This is a genomic window from Leucobacter coleopterorum, from assembly GCF_011382985.1.
GTDB lineage: Bacteria > Actinomycetota > Actinomycetes > Actinomycetales > Microbacteriaceae > Leucobacter > Leucobacter coleopterorum.
Genome location: NZ_CP049933.1, coordinates 1583012 through 1595878, shown reverse-complemented (window position 1 = coordinate 1595878; position 12867 = coordinate 1583012). Strand labels below are relative to the sequence as shown.

9 protein-coding genes, 1 other RNA gene and 2 pseudogenes are annotated in these 12867 nt (G+C 60.4%); 7 read left to right on the top strand and 5 right to left on the bottom strand.

Going from position 1 to position 12867, the window contains the following annotated elements:
* The first annotated feature begins 2 nt into the window (after positions 1-2).
* The 3 genes and pseudogenes from G7066_RS07440 (at position 3) to rnpB (ending at position 1985) form a co-directional block, all read left to right on the top strand.
* Positions 3-820 (top strand): annotated as a pseudogene (locus G7066_RS07440) (Nif3-like dinuclear metal center hexameric protein).
* A gap of 31 nt (positions 821-851) precedes the next feature.
* Entirely contained in the window at positions 852-1580 is a 729-nt protein-coding gene (locus G7066_RS07435) for a zinc ribbon domain-containing protein (RefSeq protein WP_166330133.1), read from the top strand.
* A 20-nt stretch (positions 1581-1600) separates the two neighbouring features.
* An RNA gene (rnpB, locus tag G7066_RS07430) (RNase P RNA component class A) lies at positions 1601-1985 on the top strand.
* 10 nt (positions 1986-1995) lie between these two features.
* On the opposite strand, the gene map is transcribed toward rnpB, so the two are convergent.
* Positions 1996-2865 carry a type I methionyl aminopeptidase gene (gene map, locus G7066_RS07425; RefSeq protein WP_166330131.1) on the bottom strand — a complete coding sequence of 290 codons (870 nt, stop codon included), beginning with the start codon at positions 2863-2865 and terminating at the stop codon, positions 1996-1998.
* 61 nt (positions 2866-2926) lie between these two features.
* Between map and G7066_RS07420 the strand changes: the two genes are divergently transcribed.
* From G7066_RS07420 to G7066_RS07410, 3 genes are all read left to right on the top strand, one after another.
* A complete protein-coding gene (locus G7066_RS07420; protein ID WP_166330129.1) occupies positions 2927-3130 on the top strand; it encodes a methionine aminopeptidase in 204 nt (67 codons plus the stop codon).
* Between the two features lie 86 nt (positions 3131-3216).
* A complete protein-coding gene (gene glnA, locus G7066_RS07415) occupies positions 3217-4554 on the top strand; it encodes a type I glutamate--ammonia ligase (protein ID WP_166330127.1) in 1338 nt (445 codons plus the stop codon).
* Between the two features lie 12 nt (positions 4555-4566).
* Positions 4567-7581 (top strand): bifunctional [glutamine synthetase] adenylyltransferase/[glutamine synthetase]-adenylyl-L-tyrosine phosphorylase, encoded by a 3015-nt coding sequence (locus G7066_RS07410; RefSeq protein WP_166330125.1) that lies wholly within the window; start codon positions 4567-4569, stop codon positions 7579-7581.
* 249 nt (positions 7582-7830) lie between these two features.
* Here G7066_RS07410 and glnA (G7066_RS07405) read toward each other — a convergent pair.
* The 3 genes and pseudogenes from glnA (G7066_RS07405) to G7066_RS07395 form a co-directional block, all read right to left on the bottom strand.
* Positions 7831-9254, bottom strand: a pseudogene (glnA, locus tag G7066_RS07405) (type I glutamate--ammonia ligase).
* 115 nt (positions 9255-9369) lie between these two features.
* The gene (locus G7066_RS07400) at positions 9370-9798 is read right to left on the bottom strand and encodes an RDD family protein (protein ID WP_166330123.1); all 429 of its coding nucleotides are present in this window, start codon (positions 9796-9798) and stop codon (positions 9370-9372) included.
* Positions 9799-9807: 9 nt separating this feature from the next.
* Positions 9808-10512 carry a DUF4191 domain-containing protein gene (locus G7066_RS07395; RefSeq protein ID WP_166330121.1) on the bottom strand — a complete coding sequence of 235 codons (705 nt, stop codon included), beginning with the start codon at positions 10510-10512 and terminating at the stop codon, positions 9808-9810.
* A 33-nt stretch (positions 10513-10545) separates the two neighbouring features.
* On the opposite strand from G7066_RS07395, the gene G7066_RS07390 reads away from it, so the two are divergent.
* Entirely contained in the window at positions 10546-10725 is a 180-nt protein-coding gene (locus G7066_RS07390) for a hypothetical protein (RefSeq protein ID WP_166330119.1), read from the top strand.
* 448 nt (positions 10726-11173) lie between these two features.
* Here G7066_RS07390 and sucB read toward each other — a convergent pair whose 3' ends face one another.
* Entirely contained in the window at positions 11174-12841 is a 1668-nt protein-coding gene (gene sucB / locus G7066_RS07385) for a 2-oxoglutarate dehydrogenase, E2 component, dihydrolipoamide succinyltransferase (RefSeq protein WP_166330117.1), read from the bottom strand.
* Positions 12842-12867: the final 26 nt, after the last annotated feature.

Sequence of the window (12867 nt, the reverse complement as noted above, 5' to 3'; positions counted from 1 at the left end):
ACGTGTCAGCAAACCATACGATCGCCGATTTCCGCCGTATCGCCGAGGAGTTCTGGCCCGCTGCAACGGCCGAGAGCTGGGATCGAGTGGGCCTCGTCTCGGGCGGCGATGCCTCTCCACTACGTCGAGTGCTTCTCGCGGTGGACGCCGTTGCAGCCACGGTCGATGAGGCCCTGGACTGGGAGGCGGACCTGCTGTTTACGCATCACCCACTCCTGTTGCGCGGTGTGCACTCTGTCGCCGAAGACACCTCGAAGGGCGCGCTCTTGACTCGCCTGATTCGCGGTGAGTGTGCCTTGCTGTCTGCACACACCAACGCCGATGCCCCCGCTGGGGAGTCTCCGATGTGATTGCGCAGCGGCTGGGCCTGGTTGAGGTTGTGCCCCTTGTTCCCGGGAACGATCCAGCAGCGGGCATCGGACGTGTTGGACTGCTCTCCGCCCCAGTCTCTCTGCGCGAGTTTGCCGAGCGAGTTGCGGCGATCCTGCCCGCCACAGTGAGTGGTGTGCGGGTTGCGGGCGATCCTGAGCGAGTCGTGCAGCGCATTGCGTTGCTCGGTGGTGCCGGCGACAGCCTGCTCGACCACCCACTCGTGCGAAGCGCTGATGTGTACCTTACGAGTGACCTAAGACACCACCCCGCACAAGAGTCGCTCGAGCTATCTGCTGCAATTGGCGGGCCAGCCCTGGTCGACGTCGCCCACTGGGCCAGCGAATCGCTATGGCTTGAGGGCGCAGCAGATCGGCTTGCTGCTCAACTGCCCGGTGTTGAGTTTCGGGTTTCTACGCTGTGCACCGACCCCTGGAGTTTTGCCATCTAATGCGCCGTCAGTTGCCGATAGGCTTACTGCTATGAAGGCCAGCACACGCCAGCAGAGACTGCTGCTTGATCTCCAAGACCTCGACAACACGCTGGCACGCTTGCGCCGCAAGCGCAGCACACTGCCCGAGCGTGCAGCGATTGAGGGTCTCGGTGACGAGACCGCTGCTGCTCGTGACGGGTTCATGAGGGCACAGCGTGGGCTCGACACGCTACGAGTTGAACTTGACCGCATCGAGTCCGATGTCGCTACCGTGCAGCAGCGTCGTGACCGTGACAATGAAATGCTCGCGGTCAGCACATCGAGCAAAGAAGCGCAGGCCCTGCAGAGTGAACTCGACACACTCGCGCGTCGGCAGAGCGAACTGGAAGACCGTGAGCTTGAGCTCATGGAGGCGGTCGAGGCTGCGCAGGCATCGTTCGCTGAGGCAGAGGCGGTGCTCGCGGGAGTCGATGGGCGACGCGCAGAGCTGCAGGCCAGTCTTGAATCCGCTGAGCAGGCCATTGACTCTGAACTGGCTGTCAATTCCAAAGAGCGCGGCGGTGTCGCCGCCGAGCTCCAGCGAGATCTACTCGACCTCTACGAGTCGATTCGTGCCCGCGCAGGCATCGGGGCGGCCCGACTGCGAGGCAACGTTTCTGAGGGTAGCAACATGGCGCTCGCCCCCGCTGAACTCAGCGACATTCGTGCAACAGCCCCCGATGAGATCGTGTATTGCCCGGGCAGCGGAGCAATCCTGGTGCGCGACTTCGAGGACTAGCACTAGACTTAGTCACGGAATGGGTCGGTGAGGCGGTCGCGTCACGGCATCGCGCAAGCGGTGGATGTGCCGAGGAACGTCCGGGCTCCGCAGGGGAGAACGGTGGGTAACACCCACCCGGGGTAACCCGCGAGAAAGTGCAACAGAGAGTAGACCGCCAGGCACGGCTTTCCGAGTCTGGTAAGGCTGAAAGGGTGGTGTAAGAGACCACCGGCGTTCGTGGCAACACGGGCGGCCAGGTAAACCTCGTTCGGAGCAAGGCCAGACAGAAGATGATGACGCTCCCCGCCGAGTCTTCGGGTAGGCCGCTAGAGGGTACTGGTAACAGTGCCACGAGAGAGATGACCGTCACCGCTGGCTTTCGGGCCAGCGCGACAGAACCCGGCGTATGATCCGGCCCATTCCTTACACGTATCTACTCCGAGAGCGTCAGAATCTCGAAGCTGTCCTCGCGAACCACGACAGTGTGCTCAAACTGTGCTGTCACAGACTTGTCGCGGGTCGTGATCGTCCACTCGTCTGCCCACTGATCCCAGAGGTGTGTGCCAAGCGTCAGCATTGGTTCGACAGTAAACACCATCCCTGGTTTGATCACGTCGCTGTACATCGGTGCAGAGTCGTAGTGGGGGATAATGAGGCCGGTGTGGAACGAGGATCCGACTCCGTGTCCGGTGAAGTCACGTATTACGCCGTAGCCGAAGCGCTTCGCATAGGTTTCAATCACTCGACCGATCACGTTGACCTCGCGCCCCGGTTTTGCAGCCTTGATCCCACGCATCATCGACTCGTGAGTGCGTTCAACAAGCAGGCCGACCTCTTCACTCACCTCACCAACACAAAAGGTGCGATTAGTGTCGCCATGAAAGCCGTCAAGGTACGCAGTCACGTCGACGTTTACGATGTCCCCCTCGCGCAGCACCGTGTCATCGGGCACACCATGGCAAACAACCTCGTTGACCGAGGTGCAGCTTGAGGCGCGGTACCCGCGATACCCGAGCGTCGAGGGATATGCACCCTGCGAGACCACATACTCGTGCGCGATGCGATCAAGCTCGGCGGTGGTGACACCGGGTTTCACTGCCGCCTCAACTGCGTCCAAAGAGCGCGAGGCGATCCTGCCCGCCGCACGAATCTTGTCGATCTCTTGCTCTGTATAGGTGTTATCTCCTGTGTACCGCGGCGGTTCGCTCAACCCTACATAGGGCGGGCGGGCAATGTTGCTCGGCACCGTCCTCACCGATGGCAGCGAACCCGGAACAAGAAACCCCTGTACATCAAATGGCATAGCTCTAGTCTAGGAGTGGGGCGGGTATTGATGCTCGCCAAGACAGAAGGGACGTGCGATCATGGGCAAGCGCGACTGGGGCGTCGAAGATCCGCAGGAGACTTATTGGTTTAACACGCGAACTGGCGAGGTAGAGGATGGGCCACAGTCCCTCTCTGTAGATCGACTTGGCCCGTTCAGCACCCGCGAGGAAGCTGCCCGGGCAAACGAGATCGTTGCGGAGCGTGCCCGCAAGTGGGCCGAGGAAGACGCCGACGAGGGTTAGCCGCGTCAACCATCAGGATCACGAAACACGATTGTTACCTAGAGCGCGATAGTCTGAGCTTGGCGTAACGACCGAACGGAGCGGGTGTGAGCAAACAGCGTGATTTTGTTCTTCGGACCATCGAGGAACGCGGTGTAAAGTTCGTGCGACTGTGGTTTACAGACGTCTCTGGAACTCTGAAGTCCGTGGCTTTGGCACCCGCTGAGGTCGAAAATGCCTTCAGCGAGGGGATCGGGTTCGACGGCTCTGCAATTGAAGGCCTGACGCGTGCGTACGAGTCAGACTTGCTCGCGGTACCAGATCCTTCAACCTTTCAGCTTCTTCCCTGGCGCAGTCTGAGCGAGCCCACAGCGCGCATGTTCTGCGATCTGAGCACCCCCAACGGTGAGCCAGCGGTAGCCGATCCGCGTCACGTCCTGAAGCGCACACTCGCGCGCGCCGCCGAGCAGGGCTTCACGTTTTACACGCACCCCGAGGTTGAGTTCTACCTGCTCGAGTCAAAGACGTTTGGCGCTGGAGGTCCGGTGCCCGTCGATCGGGCCGGTTACTTCGACAATGTTCCCGGTGGCACCGCCCACGACTTCCGTCGCGAGAGCGTCAACATGCTCGAAGACCTCGGCATCTCGGTCGAGTTCAGCCACCACGAGGCGGGCCCCGGGCAGAATGAGATCGATCTGCGCTACGCAGACGCGCTCACCACAGCTGACAACCTCATGACCTTCCGCTCGGTTGTCAAAGAAGTTGCGATCGCTCAGGGAGTGCATGCGACATTCATGCCGAAGCCGCTGGTGGGGCAACCAGGATCAGGCATGCACACTCACCTCTCGTTGTTCGAGGGTGACACAAACGCGTTCTACGATCCGGGTGCCAAGCACCAGTTGTCGCAGACCGGTCGCCGTTTTGTCGCGGGCTTGCTGCGGCACGCCCCCGAAATTACTGCCATCACCAACCAATACATCAACTCTTACAAGCGGCTGTGGGGCGGCGACGAGGCTCCATCATTCGTAAGTTGGGGCCACAACAACCGCTCGGCGCTCGTGCGTGTGCCGATGTACAAACCAGGCAAGGGTGGTGCTGCGCGCGTTGAGTACCGCGGCATGGACAGCGCTGTGAACCCTTACCTCGGCTTCTCGATGCTGCTTGCCGCTGGCCTCAAGGGCATTGAAGAAGAGTACGAGCTTCCGCCCGAGGCCGAGAACAATCTCTGGGCATTGAGCGACGGCGAACGTCGCGCCATGGGCTTCGACGCCCTGCCTTCAAGCCTTGACCACGCTCTTGCTGTTATGGAACGCTCCGAACTCGTGGCAGAAACACTGGGGGAGCAGGTGTTCGCATACTTCCTGCGTGACAAGCGCCGCGAGGTTGCCGAGTACCGCGCGCAAGTGACTCCCTACGAGCTCTCCTCGATGCTCGATACCGTCTAACGAGAGGCAGGAGTGGCACGCAAGCAGGGAGAACTGCGGCTCGCAGATATTGCGCGCGCCGGGTTTCAGGAGCTCACCTCGTCAAAGGAGCAATTGGCTGAGGTCGCTCTCTGCTTGGGGGTGTCTGTCGAACCACTGCTTGCGGCGTTTGCCCACGCAGCCGATCCGGATGCGGCGCTCATGCGCGTGCGGCTGCTTGCTGAGCAGCATCCCACGTTGATCTCGCATCTAGACGGAACAGAGTTCGACAGGCTTTGTCTATTGCTGGGAGCTTCGCCTGCGCTCGGTGATTTTTTTGTGCGGCATCCGAAACGACTTGACACACTCCTTTCCTCAGACGGCCGTTTGATCCCTCGTGACGAGGCAGTAGCTGAACTATTGTGCGCGGTCAACGACACCTCAGGAGAAGCCGGTTGGCAGGCGCTTCGTGTTCGCTACCGAGAGCTACTCGCGGAACTGATGCTGTACGATCTCAGCGAAGCCCGGCAGGGTCGAGCCGAGCAGGCATTCGAAAGCGTTGCGCTGTCGCTCTCGGTGCTCGCCGAGGCGGCAGTTGAGGCCTCACTTGCTGTAGCGCGTGCCTCTCTGATCTCCGGTACTTCCGGGCCAGCGGTCGCCCCGGAACGACTAGATGCGGTTCGCCTCGCGGTTGTTGCCATGGGCAAGTGTGGCGCTGAAGAACTCAACGTTGTCTCTGATGTGGATGCTATGTTCATCGCCGAGAGCAGCGATGAGGAGGTGGTAGAGGGTGATGCGCTCATTCGCATTGCGACCCGTCTCGCCAGTGAAACGATGCGCGGGATCCACGACCCCGGTCTTGAACCGCCTCTCTGGCAGCTAGACGCCAACCTTCGCCCTGAGGGCCGTCACGGAGCCCTCGTGCGCACGCTGAGCTCGATGCTCAGCTATTACGAGCGCTGGGCAAAGGGCTGGGAATTTCAGGCCCTGTTGAAGGCTCGACCGCTTGCGGGCGATCGCGAACTCGGTGAAGAGTTTGTGCGATCCACACGACCACTCGTGTGGGCGTCTTCTTCGCGTGAGGATTTTGTCGGTTCGGTGCAGCGCATGCGCGAACGAGTGACTGAGCACATCTCTGAAGACGAGCTTGAAGTGCAGCTCAAACTCGGTCCCGGTGGCCTGCGCGACATTGAGTTCAGCGCGCAGTTGCTACAGCTGGTGCACGGCCAGTACGACGATCAATTGCATGTGCGCGGCACACTACCAGCACTGCGGGCACTCGTTGAGGGTGGTTACGTGGCACGCAGCGATGGGGATCGCCTAGCCTCGGACTACCGCCGCCTTCGAGTGCTCGAGCACCGTCTACAACTTCGCGAACTCCGTCGCACAGCCATCATGCCCCGCGATGAGGAGGGGCTGCGTGTACTCGCCCGCGCGAGTGGGTTGGCCGACAATGCATCAACGCTGTTCAAGCTCTGGGAGGGCATTAAGCGCGAAGTTCGGGATCTACACCTCAAGATCTTCTACGCACCGCTTCTGAGTGCTGTCGCGGCACTCCCAGAGGAAGAATTGGTGCTCGGCAGTGAGGCTGCGCGTGTACGCCTCAGTAGCATCGGGTTCCGCGATCCTGACGGCGCCATGCGCCACCTGAGCGCACTGACCCGCGGCACTTCCAGACGTGCGATGATTCACCGCAACCTCATGCCCGTCATGCTGCAGTGGCTCGCGGAAGGAATCGATCCAGACTTCGGGCTTGTGTCCTTTAGGCGAGTGAGCGAGGCAAACGAGCGAGCGCCCTGGTATTTGCGGCTCCTACGAGACGGAACCGATGCGGCCGAGCGGCTGGCACGGGTGCTATCGAGTTCAAAGTTTGCGGCCGACCTACTTGAGTCAATCCCCGAGGCCGTCGAGTGGCTTGAACGAGACTCACGCTTGCAGCCCGTCGGTTTGGAAGCCTTGCTCGAAGAAATGCGAGCGCTTGCCTCTCGCAGGGGATCGGTTGATGAGGCCGCGGTCGCCCTACGAGCAGTGCATCGCCGCGAGGTGCTGCGGCTTGCACTCGGCAGAATCACGGGTGTGGTTGACGATGCGGCTGTGTCTCTGGGGCTCGACGCGGCGCACACCGCGCTCCTTGATGGGTTACTCATCGCACTGACCGCGGAGCAGGCGAAGGATGCCACATCGGAGCCGGTACAGGTCGCCCTTATCGGTATGGGTCGATATGGTGGCCGAGAGCTTGGATTCGCCTCCGATATCGACATCGTCGCGGTGTTCCGAGCAGCGGCCGACGCGCCGACTGAACGTGCCTCTCGCTCAGCGACGAAACTCATTTCGGAGTTGCGTCGTCTCGTCTCCGACCCCAGATTCCCCGTCGACCTCGATTTTGATCTGAGACCCGAAGGCAAGAACGGCGCGATTATTCGCAGCCTCGACGCCTATCGTTCGTATTATGAACGCTGGTCTGTGACTTGGGAGGCGCAGGCGCTACTTCGTGCCAGACCCGTGGCAGGTGATGTCGGGCTGGGGAGCGACTTTATTGCCCTCGCAGATGAGATTCGCTACCCGCGTAACTTTGGAGATGATGAGATTCGCGAGGTCCGCAGAATCAAGGCTCGGGTTGAGGCCGAACGGTTGTCTCAGGGGGCGGATCGGCGGCGCCACCTGAAGCTCGGTCCCGGCGGCATCAGCGACGTCGAGTGGCTCGTCCAGTTGTTACAGCTACAAAATGGCTACGAACACCCCTCACTTCGAACCTACTCGACCACGGCCGCGCTCGATGCAGCTAGCGCACTCGAACTCTTGACGGCAGAAGAGGCCGAACAGCTCGGTGACTCCTGGCATTTTGCAAGCAGTGTGCGGTCCGCACTCAAACTCTGGACGGGGCGCGCGTCTGACCTGTTACCAACAGACTGGACCAGTCTTGAAGCGATCGCCGCGCTGCTAGACATTCCGTTTGCGCAAACCTCCGAGCTCGAAGAGCGCTGGTTCGCTGTCTCCCGCCGCGCGCGCACCGTGTTCGAGCGTGAATTCTTCGGTTATTCGGATACGGAACGATTTCCGCGCGTGTAGGGCGCAAAATTCTTAATTCATCAACGATTTACGTAATGTTTGTGCAAAACACTAGCCAGCCCGTTATCAAAGCGTTATGGTTTTTGGTGTGAACTACTTACAGACATTTCTGGAGGCCTTGCTCACCGAAGACGGGGCCGAGCTTGAAGACGAGCTCGACTCCTAGTCTCTGACACAGAAAACAAGTGCGGTACAACAATGCCCGCTCCTAAGCCAGAAGGAGCGGGCACTGTTGTATTACATGAAGTGTTAGACCCCGTAGTACATCTCAAACTCGTACGGGTGTGGCCGCAGGGCCATCGGAGCGATCTCGGTGTCGCGCTTCAGGCTAATCCAGGTTTCAATAAGCTCCTCGGTGAACACACCGCCCTCAATCAAGAACTGGTGATCGGCCTCAAGCGCTGCCAGAGCTTCCTCAAGCGAACCGGGCACCTGAGGAATGTTCTTTGCTTCCTCGGGGGCAGCTCGTACAGATCTTTATCGATGGGCTCCATTGGCTCGATGCGGTTGCGGATACCGTCGAGGCCAGCCATGAGCTGGGCCGCAAACGCCAGGTACGGGTTGCCCGACGCGTCCGGCGCCCGGAACTCGATGCGCTTGGCCTTCGGGTTTGAGCCGGTGAGCGGGATACGGACGGCGGCCGAGCGGTTGCCCGCGGAGTACGCGAGGTTTACTGGAGCCTCGTATCCCTTGACCAGACGGCGGTAGCTGTTGATCGTGGGGTTCGTGAACGCAAGCAGAGCAGGTGCGTGGTGCAGAATTCCACCGATGTACCAGCGCGCGATGTCAGAGAGACCCGCATAGCCGTTCTCATCGTAGAACAGAGGATCGCCCCCCTTCCAGAGCGACATGTGGGTGTGCATGCCCGATCCGTTGTCGCCAAAAACAGGCTTCGGCATAAACGTCGCTGTTTTGCCCCACAACTCAGCCGTGTTCTTTACGATGTACTTGAATTTGAGCACGTCATCGGCAGCATGCACGAGCGTATCAAAGCGGTAGTTGATCTCAGCCTGACCAGGCGCACCGACCTCGTGATGCGAGCGCTCAAGGTGCAGTCCCGCCTCAATGAGGCGCAGGGAAATGTCGTCGCGCAGATCCGCCTGCTTGTCGACGGGGGAGACGGGAAAGTAGCCACCCTTTTCGTGGGTGGTGTTGCCGAGGTTGCCGCCCTCGATCTTGCGTGCGGAGTTCCAGTGAGCCTCTTCTGAATCGATCTCGTAGAAAGTTCGCTGCGGGGTCGTTTCGTAACGCACCGAGTCAAGAATGTAGAACTCGGCCTCGGGCGCGAAGAACGCGGTGTCGGCGATCCCCGTTGAGGCGAGGTACTGCTCGGCCTTCTTAGCAACCTGGCGGGGATCCTTTGCGTAGATCTCGCCGGTACGTGGGTTGTAAATGTCAAAAACCAGCACGAGGGTGCGCTCCGCGCGGAACTGATCCAGGTACGCCGTTGTAACGTCCGGGATAAGCTGCATATCTGACTCGGCGATGCCAGCGAAACCGCGGATCGAAGAGCCATCAAACATCTGGCCAACCTCGAAGAAATCGAGATCTACCGTGGCCGCGGGAATGTTGAAGTGCTGCTGCACCCCCGGAAGATCGGTGAACCGAATGTCAACAAACTTCACGTCGGTTTCTGCGATGAAGTCAATGACTTCCTGCGGGGTCTTGAACATAGTGCTCCTCACTGCTGGTGTACTGAACCGTTCACTCGTAACAACTGTATTTGGGTCTGATTTCAAAAACGTGAGTCGAATGTTTCGCGAATGTTTCGGGCCAGCGGAGCGGTTGCTACGCCCGGATGAGCACCGTACCCGCAATCTTGTCGTGAAACCCTCGCTGATCGGAATCCCACACGAGCACAGGGATTACTATCACCAATAGAAGCGTGCGCACGATTGGTCGCCAGAACCCGACCCAACCGCCCGTGAGCGGCGCGACGCGCAAGCCGAGGATGCGGTGACCGATTGAGCCGCCGATCGTCGGGATAAAGATCATCTGCATGAGTGCGAACACAATCAGGGTGGCCCAAGATGTGGCGGATCCACTTGCGATCAGATTGCCGATGAGTAGGGCAATGCCCCAATCGATAAGGATCGCGAAAATCCGTCGACCGGCTCGGGCTACCGAGCGAAATCCTTCTTCTGGAAGACCAAGTCGTTCGCCCGGCCACTTGCTCGGTTCGAGATCGCCAAACTTCTTTGGCGCTGCGGTTGCCATTGGATCTGGTTAGCGTGGACGCTGGGGGCGCACGCGGTTCGGGTCCATCCCCTTCGGGATGCCGACCGGAGTTGACTGCAGTGAAGAGAGACGGTTGTAGACCGCACCCACCTCAGCGCGGCTGAGCTTTGGCTTCAGCTTAACGAGGGTGCGTGAGAGCTTGTGGAGCGGAATGCCAAGCTTGCCGTCAGCGTCGAGGTCTTGCCCAACATAGAGGTGAACAACCTCAACGTTTTTCATCGCGCGCTTGATCTTGCGCTCTTCGTCAGAGGCCATGCGCTCGGTGCGAGAGCGTGAACCCTCTGAGATCAGCACAACCCCACCGCGGCCCACTACCCGGTAGATAGCGTCTTGGTTGCGGTTGATAGATACGGGAACCTCAGAACCGCGCCATGAGCGCCTCAGCGCACTCTGGATAACCGCGCCCACCGCACCGGGGCGTCCCTCGATCTGCTGATATGCAGACTTCTCAGCTCGACGACCGAGAACGATCATAACGAGCAGGATGCCAACGAGCAGGCCACTGAGCGGCCACACAATCCAGTTAAGCCAGCTGCCCGGTAAAACCCAAGCAAGGGCCACCGAAACCAGAACCGGCACAATGAAGGCCACCAAAAGTGCTGGTGTGAGTCCCTTATCTCGAACCCGCGTGGTTCGATAGATCTCCACCATCTGCTTGATGCGACCTGTGCGCTTCGCTTTCTCCGCTGCCATGCATACAAGGGTATCGCGTCAAGGGGCTGCCTGATGACCGGCATGCGTATCGACTTTGCCTGTTCGCTCACAGCCGCAGAATTTGGCGTTTTCTCCACAGATTTTGGTTACTTGATTCCGAGGTTCTGTGCCTGCGAGAAGATCAATGAGCAGGAGGGAGACAATGTCAAAATTCAAGCGAAAGACATTCCACGGCAACTTGACTGCGGGTGAGACGGCCTGGGAACTCGAACAGCTGTGTAGCTGGGGGATATATCTGCGTGCACGCGGTCATTGTGTGGCCGAGTTCGGTGGAACACCACGAGAGCGCACGCACGCTCGAAACGGGCACGACGTGGGGTGCTTCGCTTTGGGTGTACCGGTCGGGCTCGCCGAGAACAAACTCGCTGAGTGGGATGGTGCCGGAGCAAAACGGTTTCCATTAGAGGCCTTTCAAGAGTCCGTCGCAGAAGTCGCCGCCAGTGTTACGCAGCTCGGCGTGTGGCAAGAAAGATGGGTGAGGGACTCGATAGCCCATTCGATACGCCGCCGCATTACCCTCGCTCAGAACAACAGCGTATACGACTCGCAGCGAGCACTTCTGCAAAGGAAAAACGGGGGCCGCGGCTCAAAAATTAGCCGCGGCCCCCGCCGTCAGATCGAGCTCATTCGAGCGCAGGGGTTAGTACCCGAGGTTACCCGCAAAGTCGCCTACCTCAAGGCGCTGCTTCACCTGTGACAGGAAGCGAGCAGCATCCGCTCCATCTACGATGCGGTGATCGTAAGAAAGCGCGAGGAACACTGTCGAGCGAATCGCGATGCTGTCGCCCTCAGGGCCAGAGATCACGGCCGGTTTCTTCACAACCGCGCCGGTGCCAAGGATTGCGACCTGGGGCAGGAACACGAGAGGAGTATCGAACAGCGCACCGCGTGAACCGGTGTTGGTTAGGGTGAAAGTACCACCGCTGAGCTCATCCGGTGTCAGCTTGTTGTCGCGGGTGCGGGCGGCCAGATCAGCGATCTCAGCGGCGATACCGGAGAGGTCTTTGTCGCCAGCGTTACGCAAGACAGGCGTGAGAAGACCGCGCTCGGTGTCGACCGCAATGCTGATGTTCTCGGTCTCCGGGTAGGTGATCGAGTCGCCCTCAACAGTTGCGTTAATGATCGGGTAGCTGCGAAGCGCCTCTGCCGCGGCAAGAGCGAAGAACGGCAGGAACGAGAGCTTGTTCCCTGTCTTCGCGAGGAACTCGTCCTTCTTCGCCTGGCGGAACTGCGCGACGCGGGTCACGTCAACCTCGACCATGGTGGTGAGCTGGGCCGTTGTCTGCAGCGAGATGACCGCACGCTCGGCGATAACCTTGCGCAGGCGGCTCATCTTCTGAGTGGTGCCGCGCAGTGGGGAAATCTCTGCGACCGGGGCGGCGGGGGCCGATGCCGCGGGTTGTGCTGAGGTCGATGCTGAAGAAGCACGATCCGCAGCAGCCACGACGTCTTCCTTGCGGATGCGTCCACCGACGCCGGTGCCCGTGACGGTTGCGAGATCCACACCGCGGTCGTTCGCAAGCTTACGAACGATCGGAGTTACGTAACCAGAGGACAGCGTGTCGGCTGCGGGCTCGGACGGCGTTGGTGCAGAGGGAGCTGCTGGCGGCGCGGCATGCGCAACGGCAGGGGCCGCCGGAGCAGCGGCAGGAGCTTCGGCTGCCGGAACCGGTGCGGCTGCCAGAGCCGCAGGAGCAGCTGCGCCAATACCGACGCGCGCAAGTACACCGCCGACCTCCACGGTGTCATCCTCGTTCGCCAGAATCTCTTGCAGCACACCCGCGATCGGCGAAGGCACCTCGGTGTCGACCTTGTCGGTTGACACCTCAAGCAGAGGCTGGTCAACGTCTACAGACTCTCCGACAGCCACGAGCCAGCGCGTCACCGTTCCCTCGGTGATGCTCTCACCAAGGGAGGGGAGCACGATGTCTTGGGTATCGCCTCCTGCTGCGGGTGCCGCGGCAGGAGCTGCTTCGGCCGGAGCCGGAGCCGCGGGGGCTTCCGGCTGCGGGGGAGCAACGGGCTCAGGCGCGGTGGCGGGCTCGGATGGCGCGGCTGATCCTGAGCCGCTTCCATCACCAATACGTGCGAGCACGGCGCCAACTTCAGCGGTCTCGTCTTCTTGCACGAGGATCTCTTCAAGAGTTCCAGAAATTGGGGAAGGAATCTCGGTGTCGACCTTGTCCGTCGAGACTTCGAGCAGCGGCTCGTCTACCTCGATGGTGTCACCGACATTTTTCAGCCAGCGAGTCACCGTTCCCTCGGTCACGCTCTCACCCAGTGCGGGGAGGACCACCGATTCACTCATCGTGTTTCTCCGTTCGTTTTCAGTCT

Bases quoted from the DNA above. Each gene is read 5' to 3' on its own strand.
- G7066_RS07435 (WP_166330133.1), top strand. From the start codon at position 852: ATGAAGGCCAGCACACGCCAGCAGAGACTGCTGCTTGATCTCCAAGAC.
- G7066_RS07420 (WP_166330129.1), top strand. From the start codon at position 2,927: ATGGGCAAGCGCGACTGGGGCGTCGAAGATCCGCAGGAGACTTATTGG.
- G7066_RS07390 (WP_166330119.1), top strand. From the start codon at position 10,546: ATGACCGGCATGCGTATCGACTTTGCCTGTTCGCTCACAGCCGCAGAA.
- map (WP_166330131.1), bottom strand. From the start codon at position 2,865: ATGCCATTTGATGTACAGGGGTTTCTTGTTCCGGGTTCGCTGCCATCG.
- sucB (WP_166330117.1), bottom strand. From the start codon at position 12,841: ATGAGTGAATCGGTGGTCCTCCCCGCACTGGGTGAGAGCGTGACCGAG.
- G7066_RS07395 (WP_166330121.1), bottom strand. From the start codon at position 10,512: ATGGCAGCGGAGAAAGCGAAGCGCACAGGTCGCATCAAGCAGATGGTG.
- G7066_RS07400 (WP_166330123.1), bottom strand. From the start codon at position 9,798: ATGGCAACCGCAGCGCCAAAGAAGTTTGGCGATCTCGAACCGAGCAAG.